We start from the raw sequence: 23,137 nt of genomic DNA, 5'->3' as shown, positions 1-23,137 counted from the left end.
GTCGGCAAGAACCTCATCCTGCCGATCGTCGGCCGCAGGATCCCGGTGGTGGCGGACGAGTATTCCGATCCCGAAAAAGGCAGCGGTGCGGTCAAGATCACGCCGGCGCATGACTTCAATGATTTCGAGGCCGGCAAGCGCCACCGGCTGCCGGCGGTCAATATCCTCACCGTCAATGCGGCGGTGAGCCTCAAGGACAATGAGGACTTTCTCGCCGGGCTGGAGGTGACGCCGGAGCGCTAGGCGGTCTGGGGCGAGCTCGACGGTCTCGACCGTTTAGTCGCGCACAAGAAGATCGCCGAGCTGATGCAGACCGGCGGTTTCCTCGAAAAGGTCGAGCCGCATCGCCAGGCCTGAAGCGGCGGTTGCGGCGATCCTGAACAAGGTGCGGTCTCTCCGCGCCAACGCATCCGACACCGAGATTTTCGATCGAAATCTAAGCATCGTCGAAGATGCTTTGCCTGATCTAGGCGCCCAACCGTAGCAGGCCGCATTGCTGCGCCAGCCGCCACGTAAAGCGCTGCCAGAGTTCTTGCACCCGCGTCATTCGGCTGCCGCTTTGAAGGTTCCGCCTAGGGCCTGCATCAGATCATCGACAATGTCCTGAGGATGCTCAAGTCCCACTGAGATTCGCAGTAATCCGCCTGGCGCCTTGGACTTGGCACCCTCGACGGATGCGCGATGCTCAATCAGAGAGTGCGTCCCGCCAAGGCTTGTCGCCCGGGCAACAACCTCGAGGCGGCCGGCCACAGCCATCGCAGCATCGGCTCCGCCTTTGACGATAAAGGATAGCATCGCTCCGTAATGGCTCATTTGCCGCTTAGCGAGATCGTGTCCCGGATCAGTTTGCAGGCCAGGAAAAAGTACTTTTTCGACACGCGGATGAGACGCCAAAGCCTCAGCAACCTTCTGGGCGCCTTCGCAATGCGCGCGCACGCGTACCGACAATGTCTGCAGGCCCCGCAATGCCAGCCAACAGTCGAATGGCGCTGCGACGCTGCCCTTGTGTCTCTGGACCATCCGCAGTGGGCGACCGAGGGGTGACGAGTGCGGGACAATGACGACGCCCGCCATCAAGTCCGAGTGGCCGCCGATGTACTTTGTCGCCGAGTGCATGACCGCGTCCGCCCCAACTTCGAGGGGCCGTTGAAGCACTGGAGTTGCCCACGTGTTGTCCACTACGGCCAAGGCGCCAGCCTCGTGCGCGATTTTGCAGATGGCCGAAATGTCGACAACGCGGATCATCGGGTTTGACGGCGTCTCGACCCAGACGAGGCCAGTCCGCTTCGACGTGACCGCGGCGCGCACGGCATCCAGATCGCGCATGTCGACGGCCGCAAAGTCGAAGCGAGATCCAATGTCGGTCTCGTCAATCAGCGAACGAATGCCGAAATACATGTCATCCGGCAGAACGATCCGACCCGTCGACGGATGGCTCTCAAAGACTGCAGCGATTGCAGCCATGCCCGACGCGAAGGCAATGCCATCTTCTCCGCCCTCGAGCGCGGCCATGGCCATTTCGAACGCGTTGCGCGTCGGATTTCCATCCCGCGTGTATTCGAATCCGGAAGGAAACGAGCCGTCGACGCTACGTCGGAACGTCGTGCTGGTGTGCAGCGGCAGGGACACCGCCCCTGTGGAAGCGTCGACAGCTCGGCCGCAATGGATCGCCTTTGTTTCAAAACGCATCGGTCATTTCCTCGCTAACGGGGCAGTTGCACAATTTCAGGCCGGTCATTATATTGACCGTAATAAGTGAGCCGAGGCACTAAGTCAATATAATGACCGATGTTACGACAGCGTTGGACCCCGAGCGGGTGCTTGGCCAAGCGATAGCGGTTCGGATCCGACAATTGAGGCGCGACCAAAACCTGACCCTGGATCGACTGGCAAAACTGAGCGGCTTATCCAAGGGAACCGTCGTCACGCTGGAGCAAGGCAAGGCGAACCCCAGCATCGGCATACTTTGCCGACTGGCGGCGGCGTTTTCGCTTTCGGTGGCCGATTTGTTGAATGACCATCCTTCCACAGTTCGCCTTCCTATTGAGCGGACAGAGACGAGGACGCTTTGGACAAGCGCTAAAGGAAGCTTTGCACAACTTCATTCATCGATCTCGGGACGAACGATGTTCGAACTGTGGAGCTGGGCCATTATGCCGGGCGACGTGTTTTCCGCAGATGCTCATAGTCCGGATACGCGCGAGCTGATCTCGGTGACTCAGGGGTCCCTAAGTGTCGTGGTGGGTACCCACGCAGTAATTTTGAGCCAAGGCGAGAGTGTGCGGCTTGTCACTGACCAACCGCACTCATACACGGCGGCATCTGATCTGCCTGCCCACTTCTCGATGGCAGTTCTTGAGCATGGTGGACAGCGAGATCCGGGGCCCTCTTCGCCGGCAACGAAGATGCCCGGGCCCGTTCCGCAAGACACCGCCGCTCGCTAACGACCGCCCATTCGCGACAGGAGATCCACCGTTGTACGTTCCGCCCCATTTTGCCGTCCCCGATCACAACACCCTGCTTGACCTAATCGGGAGACATCCGCTCGGTATCCTGGTCACCCACAGCAAAGGCACACTCGATGCGAACCACATTCCCTTCGAGCTTGACCGCTCGAAGGGAGACAAAGGCGTCCTCAATTGCCATGTTGCACGCAAAAATCCAGTCTGGGAGGAAGTTGCCAATGGCGATGAAGTCCTCGTTATCTTCCGTGCGGCCGACGCTTACATCTCGCCGAACTGGTATCCAAGCAAGCATGAATTCCATAAGCAGGTGCCCACATGGAACTATCTCGTCGTCCACGCCCACGGACGCATCACTGTCCGGGATGATGAGCGCTATGTGCGCCGTAACGTGGCGAAGCTCACTCACATGCATGAAGCCTCGCAGCCTGCCCCGTGGAAGATGGGCGACGCGCCGAAGGACTTCATTGACACGATGGTTAAGGGGATCGTCGCCCTGGAAATCGAGATCACCGGCCTGGTTGGTAAATCAAAACTCAGCCAGAACAAAGAGGTGCGCGACATTCAGAACGCTGGTGAAATGCTGAATGCCCGAGGCGTCAATGGGATGGGAGAAGCGATGCTCGCGGCTGCGGCGGCCAAATCCCGATAGCATCTATCTTGTCCCGACAAGCCGCTGGTGCTGGATTTCCAAGGGGTGACCTTGAGAGACAAATGCTTCGGCCAGCACCTGACCACCCGCTATGCGGCAGATGGACAAGAACTCAGGCCGCCATCGCCAGCCACATCCGCAATGCCGCCGGATCGATGGAAGCTGCTTACCCCGCCAGCCTTTCCGGTCATGTCGCCTGGGTCGTCAATACCTCGAACAGCAGCCTGGCGCTTAAACCGAGTTGCGTGTTCGGTATGGCGGCGCAGCGGTTTCGAGATCGGAGCCGACTGGCAGCGAACGCCACCCCCACGGTGGCGATGCCTCGCAGCCAGGTTGGATGACCAAGCAGCCGGAATGTTCGGCAGGCTTGCACCCGCTTCAGATGCGAGACGGGTCAAGACGATCATCCTGCAAACGTCACGCGGCGGTGGGCCGGTTTCGAAAAGGGCCGGCCCCGGCCGTTCATACAAGTGGAGTTGGGGGCGGGGCCGGATCAAGCCTATCGGGTCGAACCCGCCGGGACCGCGCGTACATCATCCCGGCAACGCCAGGCGCTCGTCCGGGGCCATGCGGGCTTCGGCTTGGCGCGCCGAATGTCTGGACCGGCATCGCGGAGCATGGCGCACCAGTCTCCCACATTGTACGTAGTCGCCATGCTGCCCCTGGCCAGATCGCAAATGACGCACGGCTTGTTCGCGATGGCGAGCTGAAGCACGTTGACGGCCGTGCCGGGCGATGCGCCGTCCCAGACTATCATCCCAAAGTCCGCGCGTCGCGCCATCTCCCGGTCTTTGGCGGCTGGATCCAGTATCCTCTAGCGCCTTCACGAGACGGGACCTGGTAGGCAGCCCAGTCGCCCAGATTATTGCTAGCTTCCTCGCTCTGACCGCCGTCTCCCTCTGGCCCTGCGTGAGGGATCGTCATCCGGCTGCAGGCCGGCGCGCCCGGACGCTGCCGCTACGGGAGGCGCTACGCGCGTGGAGCTAGTGGCCTTTGTCGGCCAGCCAGAGGCCCACGTCCTGGATCGAGCGCATGAGCACCGACGGATTGTCCCGCGCGGGAATGAAGCCCCAGCTCTGCCAGTAGCGCTCGGCCTCGGCGTCGATCGCCCGCACCACCACTGCGCGGCCGCCGACGATGTCGGCGCCGGCGACGCAGCGATGCAGCGCGTCCTTGACCAGGCCGCTGCCGATGCCTTGTCCGGCATAGCGATGGTCGACGGCGAGTTGTCCAATCAACAGGCAGGGGATCGGATCGGGCGGGCGTCCGGTGCGGATGGCGCGCGGTGCGCTGTTTGGCTGGATCACGCCCGGCGCGAGGCCGTAATAGCCGACGACTGTTCCCTCATCGTGAACGACCAGGACCCGGGTAAAGCCGCGGACCTGGTTCGTTCGCGCGAAGCCGGCCAGCCAAGCGTTCAGCGCCGGCTTGCCGCAATCGAAGCTGTCGAGGCGGTGCGCGTCGTCGAGGAGTTCGATGCCTGAAAGCGCCACCTAGCGGTCCCAGGGCGGGGACCGACGCAGCCGCTCGGCCGCCTTCGGCGGGGGCGCAGCGGCGGGGGCTGAGATCGCCTGCATGAAGGCGTCATAAGCTTCCGGGGACACGCGGATGACGGTTTCGTTGAGGATGGCCGTCTGCGCCTCGTGCAGCGCGGCGCGCCGCATGAACTCCGTGCGCGACAGGCCGAGCAGCTCCGCGCCGCGGTCGATGATGGTGAGATCATCGTCGCGAAACCGCATCGAGACGGGTGTTTCCTTCCTGGTGGCTGTGGTGGCCATGGCGCGCTCCTGTGCTGCGGACGTATATACGGTAGTGTAACGCGGAACGCAATACTTCGTTCCCTGGTGACGTCTCGTGGACGGATGGCCTCAGGACTCCTCGCGGCATCGGTTCTTCTCGGCTTCTCGCCTGCAATCGCCATTGCCGCAACCCAGAGCAAGGTGGCGTTGGTCAGCTCCGGCGGATCAATTACGGCTTAGGACGCGCATGTGTTCTTATCGGCCGGATGAGCGGCTCCAGAAGCGAAGTCGCTGCCATGACTGTCGCCGGACGAGCCCCGGCTATGCCGAACCCTGATGAACATCTGACGCGATGGCGACTTTCGGGCCGTCACGCCACAAAGGAGGAACGGCTATGAAGGCTGGGCGGCCGGCACTTTCATTCTCAGGCGCCGCTCTATGCCACCTGCCGGCCAAGCGCAGTTGGCACAAATCTTGAACCTCTCTTTGCGCGGCGGCAGGAGCTGCAATCGCACGTTCGGCCTCACGCAATGAAAGACCGGTCACGACCGCGGCACGTGCAGCCTCAGACAAACCAGTCTGCATTTTATTCAACGGCTTAGCTGCGAGTGCGGCGGCGCGCGGCCGAACATCACCGTGTCGCGGATGCGACAAACCCGACAACAGCGGTTTCAACGCAAGCGGCGACGAGTAGATGGTGCAAATCCCGCGATTCCCAGTCTGCTGTAGCCGCGCAGGCCAAGCGCGATCTGCTCGGCCGTCCTGACAAGCCGCGCGTGGCTCTGGGCGAGGTCGGTCGAGGCCCGCCGAAATCCCGTCGGCACCCGCCGCCAGGCCTCTTCGCTCGTCTCGCCGCATCGCGGAAACTTTGTTCGAAATCTGCCAGCCCGGTTTCCACTCCTTTGCCGGCGACCGGAACAAGTCAACGCCTCGAAGAGCATCTGAGTTTTGAATTTCTTCGGCTTTTTAACTCTGGCATCGGACTTGCTCCGCCTTCGCATGTCCGCGGCACCAGGAGACGCCGCCGCCTGTGGAGGAAGGCCTGATGCAACAAACATTCTACGAGGTCATGCGCCGACAGGGGATCACCCGCCGAAGTTTCCTGAAATTCTGCAGCCTGACGGCGGCTTCCCTCGGCCTTGGACCGGCCTTTGCGCCGAAAATAGCTTACGCGATGGAGTCCAAGCCGCGCATTCCGGTGCTGTGGCTGCACGGGCTTGAATGCACTTGCTGCTCCGAAAGCTTCATCCGCTCGGCGCACCCGCTCGCCAAGGACGTCGTGCTGTCGATGCTTTCACTCGATTATGACGACACGCTCATGGCGGCCGCCGGCCATCAGGCCGAGGCGATCGTCGACGAGGTCGTCGAACAGTACAAGGGCAACTACATCCTCGCGGTCGAAGGCAATGCGCCGCTCAACGAGGACGGCATGTTCTGCATCATCGGCGGCAAGCCCTTCGTCGACCAGCTCAACCATGCCGCCTCCAACGCCAAGGCGATCATCTCCTGGGGCTCCTGCGCCTCCTGGGGCTGCGTGCAGGCCGCGCGGCCGAACCCGACGCGGGCCACGCCCGTCCATAAGGTTCCGGGCCTGCCGGACAAGCCGATCATCAAGGTTCCCGGCTGCCCGCCGATCCCAGAAGTGATGACGGCCGTCATCACCTACATCCTGACCTTTGAAAAATTCCCAGAGCTCGACCGGCAGGGCCGGCCGAAGATGTTCTACAGCCAGCGCATCCACGACAAATGCTATCGGCGCCCGCATTTCGACGCCGGCCAGTTCGTCGAGTCCTTCGATGACGAGGGCGCGCGCAAGGGCTATTGCCTCTACAAGGTCGGCTGCAAGGGACCGACCACTTACAACGCCTGCTCGACGGTGGGCTGGAACGGCGGCCTCTCCTTCCCGATCCAGGCCGGCCATCCCTGCATCGGCTGCTCCGAGGACGGCTTCTGGGACAAGGGCGATTTCTACAGCCGCCTGACCCGCGTCCACGGCTTCGGCATCGAGGCCGATGCCGACAGGATCGGCACGACGGCCGCGACCCTCATCGGCGCCGCCGCGGCCGCGCATGCGGCGGCGAGCGTGGTCAAGCGGATGCGCGAAAAGGGAGGGAACAAGTGATGGTCATCCAGACGCCGAACGGCTTCAATCTCGACACCTCCGGCCAGCGCGTGGTCGTCGATCCGGTCACGCGGATCGAAGGCCATATGCGCTGCGAGGTGAACATCGACGAGAACAACATCATCCGCAACGCGGTCTCGACCGGCACCATGTGGCGCGGGCTCGAGGTCATCCTCAAGGGCCGCGACCCGCGCGACGCCTGGGCCTTCACCCAGCGCATCTGCGGCGTGTGCACCGGCACGCACGCGCTCACCTCGGTGCGTGCGGTCGAGGACGCACTGGGCATCATAATCCCGGAGAACGCCAATTCGATCCGCAACATCATGCAGCTCTCGTTGCAGGTGCACGATCATCTGGTCCACTTCTACCACCTGCACGCGCTCGACTGGGTCAATCCGGTTAACGCATTGAGAGCCGACCCGAAGGCGACGTCGGAGCTGCAGCAGGCGGTTTCGCCGAGCCACCCGATGTCCTCGCCGGGCTATTTCCGTGACATCCAGAACCGGCTGAAGAAGTTCGTCGAGAGCGGCCAGCTCGGGCCGTTCAAGAACGGCTACTGGACCAACCCGGCCTATCTGCTGCCGCCGGAGGCCAATCTGATGGCGGTGACGCACTATCTGGAAGCGCTTGACTTCCAGAAGGAGATCATGACGACGCGCACGATCTTCGGCGGCAAGGACATCCATCCCAACTGGCTGGTGGGGGGCGTGCCTTGTGCGATCAACATCGACGGTGAGATGGCGGCCGGCGCGCCGATCAACATGGAGCGGCTGAACTACGTCCGCAGCGTCATCGAGCGCGCCATCGCCTTCGTCGACAACGTCTACATCCCCGACATCATCGCGATCGGCAGTCTCTACAAGGGCTGGCTCTATGGCGGCGGGCTGTCGGGCAAGAGCGTTCTTGCCTATGGCGACATCCCCGACAAAGCCAACGACTATTCGGCAGCCAACCTGATGATGCCCCAGGGCGCGATCATCGATGGCAACCTCAAAGAGGTGCTGCCCGTTGACGTGCGCGATCCCGAGCAGATCCAGGAGTTTGTGCCCCACTCTTGGTACAAATACCCGGACGAGGCGAAGGGCCTGCATCCATGGGATGGTATCACGGAGCCGAACTATCAGCTCGGGCCGAATGCCAAGGGCACGCGCACCGACATCCGCGAAATCGACGAGAGCGCGAAATATTCCTGGATCAAGGCGCCGCGCTGGCGCGGCCATGCGATGGAGGTAGGGCCGCTCGCCCGCTATGTCGTCGGCTACGTCCAGGGCCACGAGGAGATCAAGGAGCAGGTCGACTCGACGCTGCGGGCACTCGGCGTACCGCTGACGGGGCTGTTCTCGACGCTCGGCCGCACCGCTGCGCGCGCGCTGGAAGCACAGTGGGCGGCCCGCAAGCAGGTCTACTTCATGGACAAGCTGATCGCCACCATCAAGGCTGGAGACAGCTCGACGGCCAATACCCAGAAATGGGATCCGAAGTCCTGGCCCGCCGAAGTCAAGGGGGTCGGCTTCACCGAAGCGCCGCGCGGGGCGTTGGGCCACTGGATACGCATCAAGAACGGCCGGATCGAAAACTACCAATGCGTCGTGCCGACCACCTGGAACGGCTCGCCACGCGACCATGCCGGCAATATCGGCGCCTTCGAAGCGTCGCTGATGGAGACCAAGGTGGAGCGGCCGGAGGAGCCGGTCGAGATCCTGCGGACGATCCACAGCTTCGATCCGTGCCTTGCCTGTTCGACCCATGTCATGGGTCCGGACGGACAGGAACTTGCCAATGTCAAAGTGCGCTAGGGGAGGAATCGAAATGAGACACGCTATCCTGAAACTTGGCGCCGCAGCTTCGCTCGCGGTCCTTGCCAGCCCGGCGCTCGCCCATGTCGGCGCAGGGCATGCCGACGGGTTCGCCGCCGGCATCGCCCATCCGCTGATGGGACTCGACCACCTTCTCGCCATGGCGGCGGTCGGGGTCTGGTCGGCGGTGGCCATGCCGTCGCGGGTCCTGGTGGCCCAGCAACCTTCGTGGCGATGATGATGACGGGTGCGGCGTTGGCCTTTGCCGGCATCCGCCTGCCAGCGGTCGAAGGCATGATCGCGCTATCCGTGCTTGCTCTCGGCATCATGATCGTCGCCGGTGCCGGCCTTCCCGGCATGCTCGGCATCGGCCTTGCCGGGTTCTTCGCCCTCTTCCATGGCCATGCCCATGCGAGCGAGACGACCGGCGCGGCACTTGCCTATATTGCCGGCTTCACGCTCTCGACCGCGGCGCTGCATCTGGCCGGCACCGGCATCGGCCTCAGGCTCGCGTCGTCGCCTTGGGCGCGCGCCGGGCTCGGCATGGTCATTGCCGGCTCGGGCGCTACGCTCGTGTTCGGCGGCTAGGGGGCGGCCATGAGCGCGAGCCAAACTCCGCATGGCGAAGAAGGGGTCTATGTCTACGAGGCGCCGCTGCGCCTCTGGCACTGGGTCAATGCCTTCGCCATCCTCATGCTTGCCGGCACCGGCTACCTGATCGGCTCGCCGCCGCCGGCGGTTGGCGGCGAGGCGAGTTCCAGTTTCCTCTTCGGCTGGATACGCTACCTGCATTTCGTTGCGGGCTATGTCCTGATCGTCGGCTTCGCATTCCGCATCTACTGGGTCTTCGCCGGCAACGAGCATTCCCGGCAGATATTCCTCCCGCCTGTCTGGAACGGACGGTTCTGGAAGGAGCTCTGGCACGAGGTGCTCTGGTACGCCATGCTGGTGAGCGAGCCGATGAAGTGTTCCGGGCACAACCCGCTCGCGACGCTCGCCATGCACTTCCTGTTCGTCTGGTTCACCATCTTCATGATCGTGACCGGACTGGCGCTCTACGGCGAGGGGGCCGGCATGGGGTCCTGGCAGTACGACCTGTTCTCGAGCTGGGTCATCCCACTTCTCGGTCAGAGTCAGGACGTGCATACCTGGCACCATCTCGGCATGTGGGTGATCATCTGCTTCGTGATCATCCATATCTATGCCGCGGTGCGCGAGGACATCATGTCGAAGCAGTCGATCATCTCCTCGATGTTCTCCGGCTGGCGGACCTTTCGCGGCAACGGCGCGCCTCGTGATTCCCACTAGGACTTTCGCGACCTCACCTGCCGGCGCGGGCGTTTGCCCGCGCCGGCTCTTTTCTTCAAGACGGGTTGCCTTCAAGTCGATCCACACTTCGTCTCGGCTTGCCTCGACACCTCTCCTCCGTTCGACGGGGAGAGGAAGTGCCAACCGCAACGCCCGGCGCCCTTCCTCTATCCCTTTCAGGGCAAAGGTGCGGAGCGAGGCGGAGTGGGGAGGGCGAGTGAACGCAAACTTTCCATCGGCCTGGAATTCGGTTCTCAGTCCGGCCGTTGCCGTATCCGTCAATGGAAGGATACTTTCCGTTTGTGCGGTAAAATCGTCATCGCGCTTTCCATACGCGTCGTTCGCTATCCAGAGATCAACCTATTTCGCAACCATTTGCCGGCCCCCGGCCAATTGGCCCGCCTCTTGCTGCTGGAAGAAAAAGGTCGAAAGGAGGCTTCCCAATGAACGACGCGCCACGGGTGCTCGTGCTCGGCATCGGAAATCTGCTATGGGCCGACGAGGGCTTCGGCATCCGCGTGGTGGAGGAGTTCCACCGGCTCTGCGAAACGGCGGACAACGTCCGGGCCATGGATGGCGGCACGCAGGGCATCTACCTCCTCCAACATATCCGCGAGGCCGACATCCTCGTGGTGTTCGACGCGGTCGACTACGGCTTGGCGCCCGGCACGCTGAAGCTCGTCGAAGGCAGCGAGGTGCCGGCCTTCCTCGGTGTGAAGAAGATTTCGCTCCACCAGACTGGCTTTCAGGAAGTTCTCGCCATGGCCGAGATGATGGGTGACTATCCCGCCCATCTCCTTCTCGTCGGCGTGCAACCGGTCGAGCTGGACGACTACGGCGGCAGTCTCCGGCCCGCGGTGAAGGCTCAGATCGAGCCTGCAATCGAGATCGCCATCGAGTGGCTCGCCTGGCTCGGCGCGACGATCGCCAAGCGCACCGAACCGCTGGCCGAAGAAGAGACGCTCGCCTCGCGCGAAATGCGCATCGGCATCTACGAGAGCGGTCGACCCCGACCGGAAGAGGCCTGTCGTCACGGCGCGCGGCTTCTCGAGAATGGTGCCTTCGCTGGTCCGGCGAATTTCGAGTGCGAGATCGACGCGCTTTTGCAATCGTCTGGAAGGCAGGGCTGATGTGTGTCGGCGTTCCCTTCCAGGTGGTTGAATGCAGCGGCGGCATTGCCCTGTGCACCGGTCGCAGCGGCACGCGGCGCCTCGATATGACCCTGGTGGGCGACCAGCCAGCGGGTACGTGGATACTCGCCTTCCTCGACACCGCGCGCGAGACTGTCACTGCCGAGACGGCGCGCCTGATCGCCGACGCGATCGAAGCGACGGAGCGTGCGCTCGCCGGCGACACCGACCTCGACCACCTCTTCGCCGACCTGGTCGGCCGCGAGCCGCAACTGCCGGAGCATTTGCGGCCGGGGCAAGCCCTTTCACCGCAAGGCACGGAGGACGCCTGAGTCCATGTTTTCACCCGTTCTCACCATGATGATGGAGCGCCACCGCATCCCGGTGGTTGACGAGGCGAACATCGACGCATTCGCCGAGGCCCACGACCTCACCGCGCTGTTTTTTCCCGGTGACTGGTTGCGGCTCGCCGAGAGCAACGATGTGGCGGTGATCCTCCCGGAGCTGGTGCAGGCCTTCCAGGGCGTGTTCAAGCCCGCCGTGGTATCGCGCGAGAGCGAACGCGAGCTGCAAAGCCGCTATCGCTTCGACGCCTTCCCGGCGCTTGTCTTCCTGAGGAACGGCGAATATCTCGGCGCCATAAAGCGCGTGCTCGACTGGGAAGACTACCTCACTGAGATCGACGGCAAACTGAGGCGCGGGCCGAGCGCGCCGCCGCGTTTCGAGCTTCCCGAAGCCTGCGCGACCCACGACCGTCACGACCACGATCATTTCCAGTGAGCGAAAGCGGCCGGGAGGGCGCATCATGGCAGCATCGCTATTCGGCGGCATCGGGCCGGGTTCACAGCCGAGCGAAGGGGACGGCAGCGACTTGCAGTATATGGAAATGCCGAAGGGCATGGCGACCTCTGCGTCACCCATGTTGCCGGAGAAGGAAAATGTCGCCGGGCTCGAAGCTGCTTTGGCGGTGCTCTCCGCGCTGGCTGAAAGCCTCGGCCGGTCCTCGCCGGATTGCGAAAACGCGGTGCATGATCTTTCCGGCCTCGACGACGCCAATCTTGCGCTGATCGACCAGGCGCTGGGCGAGGGCGAGGTCTTGATCATCTGCGGCGACGACCTGAAGGCTCAGGAGTCGGTGCTCGCCGGTATCTGGCGCGTGCGCCAGACCGGAACGGATGGCAGGCTCGTGCGCGATTTCGTCGAGGTCGGCGCCTTTCCCTCGGCCGTGCTGGAGAGGGCCTTCGCCGGCTGCCGCAATACGCTCGCTGCGCCGGCGACCTATCCGACGGGCGTCTTCAACGCGCCGCCGCTGATTTCGGAGCTCAATGGCCGCATCCCGCTCGTCGGGCCCGACGTCGGGCCGCACGCCATAAACCTGTCGCTGCTGCCGCACACTGAAGAGGACTTGACCTTCCTCGACGGCCTGCTTGGCCACGGGCCGGTGGTCGTGCTGTCGCGTGGCTACGGCAATTGCCGCGTGACCACGACGGGGACGCGCGGCGTCTGGTGGGTGCGCTTCTTCAATTCGACCGACGATCTCATCCTCAACACGATCGAGGTCACGGCCTTGCCGGGGGTGGTCCGCGCTGCGCCCGAGGATATTGCGGACAGCCGCCAGCGGCTCCTCGAAATCCTGGAGGTCTACCGGTGAACGACTCCTTCTTTGCCGGTTCATATGGCGGCGACAATGCCAAGATCGGCCCGATGTCGCGGCTCGAATGCAGGATTTGCTGGCATGTCTACGACCCGGCTGAGGGCGACGACTACTGGCAGATCCCGCCCGGCACGCCCTTCGCCGAACTGCCGGCCAACTGGAGCTGCCCCACCTGTGACGGCTCCAAGCAGGGCTTCATGGTCGTGAGCGATTGACATGGATCATTCGCAAGCCGTCGCTGCCCATCTAGAGTTCGTGTTTCAGCGGATCGAACGGACGGCCATGGCAGGAATTCCGATCCTCAATCCGGCGCTTTGCGTCAGCGCGGTGGGCGTGCGGCAGTGGCAGGGCAAATGGCTCGCGGTTCTTGTCACGCCCTGGTTCATGAACCTCGTGCTTCTACCATTTGGCGACGGGCAAGCGCGCCCGCGCGTGCCTACGGGCACGAAGGAGCATGCATCATTCCCGGCGGGCCGGTTCGAGTTCTTCCGGGCCTATGAAGAGGAGCTCGGCTGCTACCGCATGTGCTCGCTGTTCTCGCCGATGTTCGAATTCGCCGACCAGGAGAGTGCGCAAGAGGCCGCGCGGCAGGTGCTTGCGGAACTGTTCAACCGTGAGGCGGAAGAAGACGAAGACGGCGAGATGATCCGTGTCTGGGAAGGCCGGCTACCTGAGGAAGAGGCAAGCGCGTTGGACGAGGTTGAGACAGCCGGAACACCCGCGAGCTCCCAGCCGGCGAAATTGACCCGCCGCTGGCTGTTCGGTTTGGGCGACAAGGAGGAGACCGCTGCATGAGCGTTGATGGCCGCGTCTCCATCGATCTCGTCTGCGATGGCGGTCGCGTTATGGAAGCCATCGTCACGCCGCCGCGCCCGGTTGCGCTTGGCCCGATCGTGCGAGCCCGGCCGGTGACGGAGGTCATCTCGGCGATCGGTTCGCTGTTCAGTGTCTGTAGTATTGCGCAGTCGGCGGCGAGCGTTGAGGCAGCCGAGGCGGCCCTGGAGATCGGGACGGACCGGCGCACGAAGCAAGCGCGGCGGCTTCTTGTGCTTACCGAAACGCTGCGCGAGCACCTGCTGCGCATTGGCTTGGATACTGCCAGTCTCGCGGGCGAGCCTGCCGACGGTAAAACCCTGCGCCGGTCTATGCGCCTGCCGCAGCGCCTCAAGCAGGCACTTTTTCCAGGCGGGAATGCGTTCGTTCCCGGCGTGTGCGTGGGGATTCCGGGCGCGGACGCTGCCGAAACGGCCGCCGAAGCGAGCCATCTAACGCAGTCCGTGGTCTACGAAGGCGAAAAGCCGCTTGGCGAGATGGATCGCGATGCCTTCGCGCAGTGGGCTATGGAGCGCGGCACGATTGCGGCCCGTCTCATCGCCCCGGTCTTGGCAAGGGGCTGGGCCATGATAGGCCACCCCGAAACGACAAACGGGGGAAACGAACATTTGCCGAAGGAAACGTCGGCCGACACGAGCTGCCTCGCCAGGCAGGCTGGTGCGCCGCTCGTTCGCGCTTTCCTTTCCGAAAACGGTGGAGCCGGCCTGGCCGCGCGGCTGGCTGCCCGCGTGGTCGAGGCATCGACGCTGCCGGCGCAGATCGCCGGAGGGCTCGCGGCCCTGCGGGATGTCGCGGAGGGGTCCGAAGTGCCTACGCGCGAAGTCTTTCGCGACGAGAACGGGGGCCGCTCTGCTACTGCCTTCGCCGAGGCAGCACGCGGCCGGCTGGAACATCGGATTGTTTTGAACGACGACCGAATCGCCGACTACGCCATCACGGCTCCGACCAGCATTCATTTCGCCGAGAGCGGCATTGCCGCGAGCTCGCTTTCGGCGCTCGCTGCATCCAGACGTGAAGATCTGGCGGTCCAGGCCGATCTCCTGGTCCGGGCCATCGACCCCTGCGTCGGCTACGATATCAGGCTCCGCTGATGCACGAGATGGCGATATGCGAGAGCGTCCGTGGCATCATCGAGGAAGAGGCCGCGAGACAGGATTTTCGGAAGGTGGGCCGCGTCTGCATGGAAATCGGGCGGCTATCCGCTGTCGAGGTCGAGGCGCTGAAGTTCGGCTTCGATGTCGTCATGCGTGGCTCTCTGGCGCAAGACGCAAGGCTGGAAATCGTCGAGACGGAAGGCAGGGCCTGGTGCATGCCTTGCGGCCAGAGCGTGCCGATCGCGGCACGCTTTGATCCATGCCCGGACTGCGGAAGCCATCAGCTGCAGGTGACCGGCGGCCAAGAAATGAAGATCAGGGAATTGGAGGTGAGCTGATGTGCACTATTTGCGGATGCGGCGAGGGCGCCGTCCGGATCGAGGGCAAGGCGCATGGCCATCACCATCATCACGGCCACGATCATGATCACCACCACGATCATGATCACGGCCCCCATCATGACGATCATGTGCACGATTGTGGCTCGGGCCCCGGTGGCACCCGTGCGCCGGGCATGAGCCAGGCGCGGATGGTCAAGCTGGAAAAGGATATCCATTCCAAGAACAACGAGTATGCCGATGCGAACAGGAAAATGTTCGCCGAGCGCGGCGTGCTTGCGCTCAACCTCGTCTCCAGCCCCGGCTCTGGCAAAACGACGCTGCTTTGCCGCACGATCGAGGCACTGAAGGGCAAGTTGCCGATCGCCGTGATCGAGGGCGACCAGCAGACTTCCAATGATGCCGACCGCATCCGCGCCACCGGCGCGCCCGCGATCCAGGTCAACACCGGCAAGGGCTGCCACCTCGACGCGCATATGGTCGGCCATGCCGCAGATCACCTCGACCTTGCCGAAGGAGGCCTGCTCCTCGTCGAAAACGTGGGAAACCTCGTCTGTCCGGCGGGCTTCGACCTAGGCGAGGCACACAAGGTGGTGGTGCTCTCAGTCACCGAGGGAGAGGACAAGCCATTGAAATATCACGACATGTTCGCCGCCGCCGATCTCATGATCCTCAACAAGACTGACCTGTTGCCGCATCTCGACTTCGACGTGGAGGCCTGCATCGCCAACGCCCGAAAGGTGAACCCGCGGATCAAGGTGCTGAGGGTTTCCGCGCGCACGGGCGAGGGGATGTCGGACTGGACGGCCTGGATCGGCGCGGTCCGCGCCATGGCGCTAGTCGGCCATCGGCGGGCGGCCGAGCTCGGAGCAGCCTGATGTGCCTGGCCATTCCCGCCCGCGTCGTTGAACTGCTCGATGACGACATGGCCGTGGTCGCGTTCGACAGGGTCACGAAGCGCATCTCATTGGCTTTGGTGGCAGACGTTTCGCTTGGCGATTTCGTGCTCGTCCATGTCGGTTATGCGCTCCACAAGGTGAGCCCCGAGGAGGCCGAGCGCACGCTGCAGCTGATGGCCGAAGCGGGCGTGCTGGAGGAGGGGCTGGAGGAGATTTCGGCGTGAAATATGTCGACGAATATCGCGACCAGGAGCTTGCGAAGACCATCGCCGGCGCCATCGCGATCGAGGCTGATCCGGAAAAGAGCTACCATTTCATGGAGTTCTGCGGTGGGCACACGCATGCGATTTTTCGCCACGGCGTGCAGGACCTGATGCCGCAGAACGTGCATTTCGTGCACGGACCCGGATGCCCCGTTTGCGTGCTTCCCATCTCTCGCCTCGACGATGCGGTGGAGCTCGCCGAGCGGCACGGGGTCATCCTTTGCACCTACGGCGACATGATGCGCGTGCCGGGCACCAAGCAACGCAGCCTGATCCGCGCCAAGGCGGACGGAGCGGATGTCCGCATGGTCTATTCAACGCTCGATGCCCTAAAGATCGCGCGTGAAAACCCCGAGCGGCAAGTCGTCTTCTTCGCCATCGGTTTCGAAACCACGACGCCGCCGACGGCCGTCGCGATCAAGACGGCGCAAGCCGAGGGGTTCAAGAATTTCAGCGTGTTCTGCAACCATGTGCTCACGCCGGCCGCGATCTCTCACATTCTTGAATCGCCGGAAGTGCGGGAACTGGGCATCGTCAAGATTGACGGGTTTCTGGGACCTTCGCACGTCTCCTCCGTGATCGGCTCGCAGCCATATGAATTCTTTGCCGAGGAATTCCAGAAGCCGGTTGTCATCGCCGGCTTCGAACCGCTGGACGTCATGCAGTCCATCCTGATGCTGATCCGGCAGGTCAATGAAGACCGGCACGAGGTCGAGAACGAATATACCCGCGTCGTGACCGAGGAGGGCAACCTCAAGGCGCAGGCACTGGTGAGCGAGGTCTTCGAGCTGCGCAAGACCTTTGACTGGCGCGGCCTCGGCACCGTGCCCTACAGCGCCCTGCGCATCCGCGACGCTTATGCCGATTTCGACGCCGAGAAGCGTTTCGAGCTGTCGGTCAAGGCTTCGCGCCAGGTGAAGTCCTGCGAATGCCCTTCGATCCTGCGCGGGGTGAAGAAGCCGACCGACTGCAAGCTGTTCGGCACCGTGTGCACGCCGCAGAACCCGATTGGCTCATGCATGGTCTCCTCCGAAGGCGCCTGCGCGGCCTACTGGACCTATGGCCGTTTCCGCGAGCCGAAGCTGTTGGAGGCGGCGGAATAATGAGCGCGAACGATCCCAGCCTAGCCGTCACCACCTCGTCGGTCCGCGGCGCGGTGGACATGACGCATGGCGCGGGCGGCCGCGCGATGGCCGAGCTGATTCGGGATATTTTTCAAAGACATCTGGCCAACGAGTTCCTGGCCCAGGCTAACGACGCGGCCCTGCTCGGCACCGTCTGCGGACGCCTGGTGATGGCAACGGACGCGCATGTCATCTCGCCTCTGTTCTTTCCGGGCGGGGATATCGGAGCACTGGCGGTCCACGGCACGATTAACGACGTCGCCATGATGGGCGCGCGGCCGCTCTGGTTGTCCGCGTCCTTCATCCTGGAGGAAGGTTTTCCGTTGGCCGAACTGGAAAGAATAGTTGTTTCAATGGCTTTTGCCGCCCGGGAAGCAGGCGTACCCGTGGTTACGGGCGACACCAAGGTGGTGGAGAAGGGCAAAGGCGACGGCGTTTTCATCTCCGCGACCGCTGTTGGCGTGCTGGCGGACGGCACAGACATCTCCGGAAGCAATGCCCGGCCGGGCGATGCAATCCTTGTCTCCGGCACCATGGGCGACCACGGAGTCGCAATCCTGTCGAAGCGCGAACACCTTGATTTTGAAACGGAAATTATCTCCGACAGCCAAGCTCTGCACGATCTGGTGGCGGCGATGCTTGGCTCCGTTCCTGGTATCCGGGTGTTGCGTGACCCCACGCGCGGCGGACTGTCGGCGACGCTGAACGAAATCGCGCAGCAGTCCAAGGTCGGAATGGTAATCCGGGAAGCGGCGGTTCCGGTGAAGCCGGAGGTCGCGGCGGCGTGCGAACTGCTCGGCCTCGACCCGCTGAATGTTGCCAACGAAGGCAAGCTGATCGCCATCTGCGTGGCGCAAGACGCGAAGACTTTGCTCGCCGAGATACGCGCTCATCCCATGGGCCGGGATGCCGCAATCATTGGCGAAGTCGTCACAGACCAGCATGCGCTGGTGCGGATGAAAACGAGACTTGGCGGTATGCGCGTGGTCGACTGGATCGCCGGGGAACAGCTCCCGAGGATCTGCTGAAGATGCGCATTCTGCTTCTCGTCACCGCCTTCAACGCCTTGAGTCAGAGGATTTTCGTGGCGCTTGGCGAGCACGCACACGAGGTCTCGGTCGAGATGGACGTCAACGACGAGCGGACCATGGAGGCGGTAGATTTGTTTCGGCCGGACCTCGTTATTGCCCCGTTTCTGAAGCGGGCAATCCCGAAAGAAGTCTATGAAAATCGATGCTGTATGATCGTTCACCCAGGCATCGTCGGCGACCGCGGCCCCTCCGCGCTGGACTGGGCGATGGTGGACGGGGCGACGCAGTGGGGTGTCACGGTGCTGGAAGCGGCGGCCCAAATGGATGCGGGGCCGGTCTGGGCGAGCGCCACCTTCGCGATGCGAAAGGCGACGAAATCGAGCCTCTACAGCAACGAGGTGACCGACGCGGCGGTGACGGCGGTGCTCGAAGCGATCGCGCGGTTCGAGCAGGGCGAAAAGCCGATTGCCCTGGAAGAACAATCTGTAGCGCCGCTGGGCCGGTGGCGGGACGCGATCAAACAGGCGGACCGGCGGATCGATTGGGCTGCCGACACGACCGAAACGGTGCTGAAGAATATCGCAGCAGCCGACGGCGCGCCCGGCGTGCGGGACGAACTTTTCGGCGAAACGGTCTTCCTTTTCGACGCGCGAGACGCACGTGAACCAGGGGGTGACTTGCCTCTCGCGCGGGGTGAACGGGGCAAGATATCGCTCCCCGAGCCGGGAGTGGTCGCCGCCAGAAGCGGGCCGGCGATCGCCATCGTCACCGGCGACGGCGCGTTGTGGATCGGCCATGTCCGGCATCCCAATTCGCCACACCCGTTCAAGCTGCCGGCGACCATGGTCTTCGCGAAGGAAGTTGCAGACCTGCCGGAGATCCCGCTCAATTCACCGGGCGGTTATCAGGACATCATCTACGAAGAAGAAGCTGCGGTCGGCTATCTGCACTTCCCCTTCTATAACGGTGCAATGGGAAAGGACGCCTGTCGAAGACTTTTGGACGCTTATACAAAAGCGACGGAGCGTCCGACCAGGGCGATCGTGCTGTGCGGAGGGCCGCAGTTCTGGTCCAACGGGCTCGACCTCAACCGGATCGAGGCGGCCGACAGCGCGGCCGACGATTCCTGGGTCAACATCAATGCCATCGACGACCTCGCCGATGCGATCATCCGCACGACGAGCCACATCACCGTAGCAGCGCTTGCCGGAAATGCGGCAGCGGGCGGCGTGTTTCTCGCCCGCAGCACCGACCAGCTCTGGATGCGCTCGAGCGTCATCCTCAACCCGCATTACAAGGACATGGGCAATCTCTACGGCTCGGAGTTCTGGACCTATCTCCTGCCGAGCTGCTGCGGGACTGAGAATGCCCGCCGGATCGCGGCAGCGCGCCTGCCGATGGGCGCGAAGGAGGCGCTGAATCTGAATCTGGCCAACCGGGTGTTCGCGGGGGCAAGCGAGCTGTTCACGGCGCAAGTGAGGGCGTCGGCTGCCGCGCTGGCCGGGAGCGAAGAGTTTCCGGGGTTGCTCGCCGAAAAACAAGCCCGGCGCGCAGCCGACGAGGCGGCCAAGCCGCTTTGCGCCTATCGCGAGGAGGAGCTTTCGCGGATGCGCCGCAATTTCTATGGCTTCGACCCAAGCTACCACGTCGCGCGGCATAATTTCGTGCACAAGGTGCCGAAGTCGCGCACCCCAGTGACGATCGCCCGCCACCGCGACGTCGCCTGGCAGGCCGGCCGGGAGGGAAGGAAAAAGGCATCGTGAGCGACCTGCCGGGCATATTGATCGTCGACGACGAAATCCGCTCGCTGGAGGCGCAACGGCGCGTCCTGAGCGAGGATTTCGATGTCCACGTAGCCAGCGACACCAAGGCCGCCAGCTCGATCCTGGAGATGGAATGGATCCAGATCATCCTGTGTGACCAGCGCATAGCCGGCACCTGCCGCACCGAGTTCCTGAAGCAGGCGCGCACCCGCTGGCCGGACATCGTGCGCATGATCATCTCGGGCTACACCGACGCGCATGACACCATCGACGGCATCAACGAGGCCGGCATCTACCAGTACATCACCAAGCTCTGTCATCCGGAAAACCTCACGCTCACGCTGAAGAACGGGGTGCAGCTCTTTCTCCAGATCGCGGTTCGTCGCCGCCACCACGCGCAGATCGACCTGCTCTACGCATTGCAGAACTTTTCGCCACGCGACTGGGCCGGCAATCGTGGCCCGCTGGAGCTGGCGCTCGAAGGTGCGCCGGTGCGGCTCGGCGAGACCGAGCCGGTTGCAGTCCAGCACATCGTGCGGTCGTTGGACCCGTGCATAGTGTGCACGGTGCGCTGATGGGCCCGCCGCTCGCCGAGCCCGCAGTGGAGGGACGCCTGGTCCGGGTGACGGGGCTGGTGCAAGGCGTCGGCTTCCGGCCGACAGTGTGGCGCATCGCGACCGCTATGGGGCTATCGGGTCACGTCCGCAACGATGCTGCAGGCGTGGAGATCGCGCTGTGGTGCAGCGATGCCGAGTTCGAGACCTTCGCGGACAGGCTAAAGGCGCAATGCCCGCCGTTGGCGCGGATCGACGGGATCGAGACGGCGACGCTTGAGGGGCCGCGGCCGGCGGGCGGCTTCGCCATAGCGGCGAGCGCGGGCGGGCGGGTGAAGACCGGCATCGTGCCCGATGCCGCCTGCTGCCTGGAATGTCTTGCGGAAGTGCTCGACCCCAAGGACCGGCGCTATTTCTACCCGTTCGCCAATTGCACGCATTGCGGGCCGCGTCTGTCAATCGTCAAGGCTATCCCCTATGACCGCCGCTCGACCGCTATGGCACGATTTTCGACCTGCGAGGAATGCCGGGCCGAGTATGAAAATCCGGCCGACCGCCGCTATCACGCCCAGCCGATCGCCTGCCCGGCCTGCGGCCCGCGCGTCTGGTTGGAAGGTCCAGACCACGTCGTGGTCGGCGGCGGCCCGCAGGCGGTGATCCGCGAGGCGGCGGCGCTGATCGGGGAAGGGCGGATCGTCGCGATCAAGGGCATCGGCGGGTTCCACCTCGCCTGCGACGCGACGGACGAAGCGGCGGTGGCGCAGCTGCGCGCCCGCAAGAAGCGCGACGGTAAGCCGTTCGCGCTGATGGCGCGCGACTTGGAGCAGCTTGCCGAATTCGCGGAGCTGTCGGGCGAGGAGCGCGTGGCGCTTGCCGCCCGAGCGGCGCCGATCGTGCTGGTGAAGCGCCGTGACAGCTGCGGCGTTGCGGCGGGNCTGGACGGTCCGGTGGTGATGACCTCCGGCAATCGTTCGGGCGAGCCGCAATGCACGGACAATGACGAGGCGCGGCAGGAGCTTGCCGGGATCGCCGACTTCTGGCTGATGCACGACCGCGAGATTGTCAACCGGCTCGACGACAGCGTGGTGCGATTCGACGGGCACGGCATTTCGGTGTTGCGGCGCGCGCGCGGCTTCGCGCCGGAGCCGCTGGCGCTGCCGGCGGGCTTCGATGGCCCGGTCAGGGCGCTGGCTGCGGGCGGCGACCTAAAGGCCGCGTTCTGCCTGGCGGGCGACGGCAACGCGCTGCTGTCGCAGCATCTCGGCGACCTCGACGAGCTGAAGAACCAGAACGCGTGGAGGCAGGCGTTGGGGCTGTATCGAAGCCTGTTCGACACGAAGCCGGACCTCATTGTGGCCGACCGGAATCCGGGCTACCGTTCGACCCAGCTTGCCATGGAGCTTGCCCGTGAGACCGCGGCGAGGTTTGTGCAGGTCCAGCACCATCACGCGCATCTCGCCTCGTGCCTTGCCCAGCACGGCCGCGCAATCGACGCACCGCCGGTGCTGGGCATTATCCTCGACGGTCTCGGATACGGCGATGACGGCACGATCTGGGGCGGCGAGTTCCTGCTCGGCGGCTATCGAGGGTTCCGGAGGCTGGCATACTTCGAGCCGGTCGCCGTGCCCGGCGGCGACAAGGCCAGCCTCGAGCCGTGGCGCAATGCCTATGCGCATCTGCGGGCGGCTTTCGGTCCGGATTTCCTGGCCAAGCTTCCTGCCGATCGGCCCTTCGTCCCCGCCTTGGCCGAAAAGCCGCTTCGGGTGCTGGACCGGATGATCGAGAGGGGCGTCAATGCTCCGCTTGCCTCCTCGGCGGGGCGGCTTTTCGATGCCTGCGCGGCAGTCCTCGGCATCTGTTTGGAGCGCCAGAGCTACGAGGGGCAAGCCGGCATGGAGATGGAGGCGCTCGCCAGCCCGTTCATGGATGCGGCCGAGGCTTGGCCAGCAACCTCGCGGAAGGGCCCGGTTATCTCCTGGAAAGGTCTGTGGGAAGCGCTTCTTTGTGATCAGGCTTTGGGCGCCGAAACCGGGCTGATTGCTGCGCGCTTCCACAGGACGCTGATAGAGATCATCTCGCGGAAGGCCATCGGACTCACTAACGAAAACGGCGTCGGCACGGTCGCACTGTCCGGTGGCGCTTTCCAGAATCGGCTGCTGCTCAAAGGCGTACTTGCCGAGCTCACAGTCGCAGGATTGGAGGGGCTGGCGCACGTAAGCATTCCCGCAAACGACGGCGGTCTGGCGCTCGGCCAGGCAACGATCGGCCTAGCCCTTTCGCATTGAGACCAATCGTTGAAGAAAAAATATCAGCATCGTCCAAATAAGGCGCTGCGCATTGTGACGTGCGGCGGCCAGCTTTGCGCATTTCGTCC

General features: G+C 63.8%; 26 protein-coding genes and 3 pseudogenes. 25 read left to right on the top strand and 4 right to left on the bottom strand.

What is annotated here, in order from left to right; genetic code table 11:
- Nucleotides 1–345 (top strand): annotated as a pseudogene (locus X773_RS0138920) (valine--tRNA ligase); the annotation flags it as partial.
- Here X773_RS0138920 and X773_RS77555 read toward each other — a convergent pair.
- Together X773_RS77555 and X773_RS65640 are read right to left on the bottom strand one after the other, a co-directional pair.
- Entirely contained in the window at nt 277–444 is a 168-nt protein-coding gene (locus tag X773_RS77555; protein WP_198023621.1) for a hypothetical protein, read from the bottom strand. The pseudogene X773_RS0138920 and the gene X773_RS77555 overlap by 69 nt on opposite strands.
- A gap of 99 nt (nt 445–543) precedes the next feature.
- Nucleotides 544–1,689 (bottom strand): PLP-dependent aspartate aminotransferase family protein, encoded by a 1,146-nt coding sequence (locus tag X773_RS65640; protein ID WP_023679121.1) that lies wholly within the window; start codon nt 1,687–1,689, stop codon nt 544–546.
- A 92-nt stretch (nt 1,690–1,781) separates the two neighbouring features.
- Between X773_RS65640 and X773_RS65635 the strand changes: the two genes are divergently transcribed.
- Together X773_RS65635 and X773_RS65630 are read left to right on the top strand one after the other, a co-directional pair.
- Nucleotides 1,782–2,444 (top strand): helix-turn-helix transcriptional regulator, encoded by a 663-nt coding sequence (locus tag X773_RS65635; RefSeq protein WP_023679120.1) that lies wholly within the window; start codon nt 1,782–1,784, stop codon nt 2,442–2,444.
- Between the two features lie 31 nt (nt 2,445–2,475).
- The gene (locus X773_RS65630; protein ID WP_023679119.1) at nt 2,476–3,114 is read left to right on the top strand and encodes an FMN-binding negative transcriptional regulator; all 639 of its coding nucleotides are present in this window, start codon (nt 2,476–2,478) and stop codon (nt 3,112–3,114) included.
- Between the two features lie 983 nt (nt 3,115–4,097).
- Here the strand turns inward: X773_RS65630 and X773_RS65620 are convergent.
- A complete protein-coding gene (locus X773_RS65620; RefSeq protein WP_023679117.1) occupies nt 4,098–4,607 on the bottom strand; it encodes a GNAT family N-acetyltransferase in 510 nt (169 codons plus the stop codon).
- On the bottom strand, nt 4,608–4,892 hold the full coding sequence (locus X773_RS65615; RefSeq protein WP_023679116.1) for a DUF1778 domain-containing protein: 285 nt from the start codon (nt 4,890–4,892) through the stop codon (nt 4,608–4,610). It abuts the gene before it with no gap.
- Between the two features lie 1,006 nt (nt 4,893–5,898).
- Between X773_RS65615 and X773_RS65610 the strand changes: the two genes are divergently transcribed.
- The 22 genes and pseudogenes from X773_RS65610 to X773_RS65520 all read left to right on the top strand — a co-directional run bounded on the left by X773_RS65610 (nt 5,899) and on the right by X773_RS65520 (nt 23,048).
- On the top strand, nt 5,899–6,975 hold the full coding sequence (locus X773_RS65610) for a hydrogenase small subunit (RefSeq protein ID WP_023679115.1): 1,077 nt from the start codon (nt 5,899–5,901) through the stop codon (nt 6,973–6,975).
- A complete protein-coding gene (locus tag X773_RS65605) occupies nt 6,975–8,771 on the top strand; it encodes a nickel-dependent hydrogenase large subunit (protein WP_023679114.1) in 1,797 nt (598 codons plus the stop codon). The genes X773_RS65610 and X773_RS65605 overlap by 1 nt, the downstream gene beginning before the upstream one ends.
- Nucleotides 8,772–8,784: 13 nt before the next feature.
- Nucleotides 8,785–9,009, top strand: coding sequence for a HupE/UreJ family protein (locus X773_RS79105; RefSeq protein WP_051406206.1), 225 nt, complete (start codon nt 8,785–8,787; stop codon nt 9,007–9,009).
- Nucleotides 9,006–9,359 (top strand): HupE/UreJ family protein, encoded by a 354-nt coding sequence (locus X773_RS79100; RefSeq protein WP_280952126.1) that lies wholly within the window; start codon nt 9,006–9,008, stop codon nt 9,357–9,359. Before X773_RS79105 ends, X773_RS79100 begins: the two co-directional genes overlap by 4 nt.
- 9 nt (nt 9,360–9,368) lie before the next feature.
- A complete protein-coding gene (gene cybH, locus X773_RS65595; protein WP_023679113.1) occupies nt 9,369–10,079 on the top strand; it encodes a Ni/Fe-hydrogenase, b-type cytochrome subunit in 711 nt (236 codons plus the stop codon).
- Between the two features lie 33 nt (nt 10,080–10,112).
- Nucleotides 10,113–10,526 carry a hypothetical protein gene (locus X773_RS65590; RefSeq protein WP_023679112.1) on the top strand — a complete coding sequence of 138 codons (414 nt, stop codon included), beginning with the start codon at nt 10,113–10,115 and terminating at the stop codon, nt 10,524–10,526.
- Entirely contained in the window at nt 10,523–11,209 is a 687-nt protein-coding gene (locus tag X773_RS65585; protein WP_023679111.1) for a HyaD/HybD family hydrogenase maturation endopeptidase, read from the top strand. Before X773_RS65590 ends, X773_RS65585 begins: the two co-directional genes overlap by 4 nt.
- A complete protein-coding gene (gene hypC / locus X773_RS65580; protein ID WP_023679110.1) occupies nt 11,209–11,541 on the top strand; it encodes a HypC/HybG/HupF family hydrogenase formation chaperone in 333 nt (110 codons plus the stop codon). The genes X773_RS65585 and hypC overlap by 1 nt, the downstream gene beginning before the upstream one ends.
- 4 nt (nt 11,542–11,545) lie before the next feature.
- Nucleotides 11,546–11,989: a hydrogenase-1 expression HyaE gene (locus tag X773_RS65575; RefSeq protein ID WP_023679109.1), complete on the top strand. Its 444-nt coding sequence runs from the start codon at nt 11,546–11,548 to the stop codon at nt 11,987–11,989.
- Between the two features lie 25 nt (nt 11,990–12,014).
- Nucleotides 12,015–12,860, top strand: a complete 846-nt coding sequence (locus tag X773_RS65570) for a hydrogenase expression/formation protein (RefSeq protein WP_023679108.1) — start codon at nt 12,015–12,017, stop codon at nt 12,858–12,860.
- Nucleotides 12,857–13,078, top strand: a complete 222-nt coding sequence (locus X773_RS65565) for a rubredoxin (RefSeq protein WP_023679107.1) — start codon at nt 12,857–12,859, stop codon at nt 13,076–13,078. Before X773_RS65570 ends, X773_RS65565 begins: the two co-directional genes overlap by 4 nt.
- Before the next feature lie 40 nt (nt 13,079–13,118).
- Nucleotides 13,119–13,658, top strand: a complete 540-nt coding sequence (gene hybE, locus X773_RS73820; protein ID WP_198023619.1) for a [NiFe]-hydrogenase assembly chaperone HybE — start codon at nt 13,119–13,121, stop codon at nt 13,656–13,658.
- A complete protein-coding gene (locus X773_RS65560; RefSeq protein WP_023679105.1) occupies nt 13,655–14,788 on the top strand; it encodes a hypothetical protein in 1,134 nt (377 codons plus the stop codon). Before hybE ends, X773_RS65560 begins: the two co-directional genes overlap by 4 nt.
- Nucleotides 14,788–15,129 (top strand): hydrogenase maturation nickel metallochaperone HypA, encoded by a 342-nt coding sequence (hypA, locus tag X773_RS65555; protein ID WP_023679104.1) that lies wholly within the window; start codon nt 14,788–14,790, stop codon nt 15,127–15,129. Before X773_RS65560 ends, hypA begins: the two co-directional genes overlap by 1 nt.
- Nucleotides 15,129–16,007, top strand: a complete 879-nt coding sequence (gene hypB / locus X773_RS65550) for a hydrogenase nickel incorporation protein HypB (protein ID WP_023679103.1) — start codon at nt 15,129–15,131, stop codon at nt 16,005–16,007. Before hypA ends, hypB begins: the two co-directional genes overlap by 1 nt.
- A complete protein-coding gene (locus X773_RS65545; RefSeq protein ID WP_023679102.1) occupies nt 16,007–16,252 on the top strand; it encodes a HypC/HybG/HupF family hydrogenase formation chaperone in 246 nt (81 codons plus the stop codon). The genes hypB and X773_RS65545 overlap by 1 nt, the downstream gene beginning before the upstream one ends.
- Nucleotides 16,249–17,394 carry a hydrogenase formation protein HypD gene (gene hypD, locus X773_RS65540; protein ID WP_023679101.1) on the top strand — a complete coding sequence of 382 codons (1,146 nt, stop codon included), beginning with the start codon at nt 16,249–16,251 and terminating at the stop codon, nt 17,392–17,394. Before X773_RS65545 ends, hypD begins: the two co-directional genes overlap by 4 nt.
- Nucleotides 17,394–18,443, top strand: coding sequence for a hydrogenase expression/formation protein HypE (gene hypE, locus X773_RS65535; protein WP_023679100.1), 1,050 nt, complete (start codon nt 17,394–17,396; stop codon nt 18,441–18,443). The genes hypD and hypE overlap by 1 nt, the downstream gene beginning before the upstream one ends.
- 2 nt (nt 18,444–18,445) lie before the next feature.
- On the top strand, nt 18,446–20,209 hold the full coding sequence (locus X773_RS65530; RefSeq protein ID WP_023679099.1) for an enoyl-CoA hydratase-related protein: 1,764 nt from the start codon (nt 18,446–18,448) through the stop codon (nt 20,207–20,209).
- Nucleotides 20,206–20,538, top strand: a pseudogene (locus tag X773_RS77540) (response regulator); the annotation flags it as partial. The gene X773_RS65530 and the pseudogene X773_RS77540, both read left to right, overlap by 4 nt.
- Before the next feature lie 96 nt (nt 20,539–20,634).
- A pseudogene (locus tag X773_RS77535) lies at nt 20,635–20,784 on the top strand (nickel-dependent hydrogenase large subunit); the annotation flags it as partial.
- A complete protein-coding gene (locus tag X773_RS65520; RefSeq protein WP_031212424.1) occupies nt 20,784–23,048 on the top strand; it encodes a carbamoyltransferase HypF in 2,265 nt (754 codons plus the stop codon). The pseudogene X773_RS77535 and the gene X773_RS65520, both read left to right, overlap by 1 nt.
- Nucleotides 23,049–23,137 lie beyond the last annotated feature (89 nt).

The organism is Mesorhizobium sp. LSJC280B00 (genome assembly GCF_000502835.1).
In the GTDB taxonomy this organism is placed as follows: Bacteria; Pseudomonadota; Alphaproteobacteria; order Rhizobiales; family Rhizobiaceae; genus Mesorhizobium.
Note: the sequence above shows the minus strand (reverse complement) of the source record. Positions and strands in the feature narration are given on the sequence as shown.

What these genes read in the sequence shown, in the direction of transcription:
- hypB (WP_023679103.1), top strand. Translation starts at nt 15,129, where the DNA reads ATGTGCACTATTTGCGGATGCGGCGAGGGCGCCGTCCGGATCGAGGGC.
- hypE (WP_023679100.1), top strand. Translation starts at nt 17,394, where the DNA reads ATGAGCGCGAACGATCCCAGCCTAGCCGTCACCACCTCGTCGGTCCGC.
- X773_RS65635 (WP_023679120.1), top strand. Translation starts at nt 1,782, where the DNA reads ATGACCGATGTTACGACAGCGTTGGACCCCGAGCGGGTGCTTGGCCAA.
- X773_RS65575 (WP_023679109.1), top strand. Translation starts at nt 11,546, where the DNA reads ATGTTTTCACCCGTTCTCACCATGATGATGGAGCGCCACCGCATCCCG.
- X773_RS65615 (WP_023679116.1), bottom strand. Translation starts at nt 4,892, where the DNA reads ATGGCCACCACAGCCACCAGGAAGGAAACACCCGTCTCGATGCGGTTT.
- X773_RS65585 (WP_023679111.1), top strand. Translation starts at nt 10,523, where the DNA reads ATGAACGACGCGCCACGGGTGCTCGTGCTCGGCATCGGAAATCTGCTA.
- X773_RS79105 (WP_051406206.1), top strand. Translation starts at nt 8,785, where the DNA reads ATGAGACACGCTATCCTGAAACTTGGCGCCGCAGCTTCGCTCGCGGTC.
- cybH (WP_023679113.1), top strand. Translation starts at nt 9,369, where the DNA reads ATGAGCGCGAGCCAAACTCCGCATGGCGAAGAAGGGGTCTATGTCTAC.
- X773_RS79100 (WP_280952126.1), top strand. Translation starts at nt 9,006, where the DNA reads ATGATGATGACGGGTGCGGCGTTGGCCTTTGCCGGCATCCGCCTGCCA.
- X773_RS65570 (WP_023679108.1), top strand. Translation starts at nt 12,015, where the DNA reads ATGGCAGCATCGCTATTCGGCGGCATCGGGCCGGGTTCACAGCCGAGC.
- X773_RS65610 (WP_023679115.1), top strand. Translation starts at nt 5,899, where the DNA reads ATGCAACAAACATTCTACGAGGTCATGCGCCGACAGGGGATCACCCGC.
- hypA (WP_023679104.1), top strand. Translation starts at nt 14,788, where the DNA reads ATGCACGAGATGGCGATATGCGAGAGCGTCCGTGGCATCATCGAGGAA.
- X773_RS65560 (WP_023679105.1), top strand. Translation starts at nt 13,655, where the DNA reads ATGAGCGTTGATGGCCGCGTCTCCATCGATCTCGTCTGCGATGGCGGT.
- X773_RS65605 (WP_023679114.1), top strand. Translation starts at nt 6,975, where the DNA reads ATGGTCATCCAGACGCCGAACGGCTTCAATCTCGACACCTCCGGCCAG.
- X773_RS65530 (WP_023679099.1), top strand. Translation starts at nt 18,446, where the DNA reads ATGCGCATTCTGCTTCTCGTCACCGCCTTCAACGCCTTGAGTCAGAGG.
- X773_RS65545 (WP_023679102.1), top strand. Translation starts at nt 16,007, where the DNA reads ATGTGCCTGGCCATTCCCGCCCGCGTCGTTGAACTGCTCGATGACGAC.
- X773_RS65640 (WP_023679121.1), bottom strand. Translation starts at nt 1,689, where the DNA reads ATGCGTTTTGAAACAAAGGCGATCCATTGCGGCCGAGCTGTCGACGCT.
- hypC (WP_023679110.1), top strand. Translation starts at nt 11,209, where the DNA reads ATGTGTGTCGGCGTTCCCTTCCAGGTGGTTGAATGCAGCGGCGGCATT.
- X773_RS77555 (WP_198023621.1), bottom strand. Translation starts at nt 444, where the DNA reads ATGCTTAGATTTCGATCGAAAATCTCGGTGTCGGATGCGTTGGCGCGG.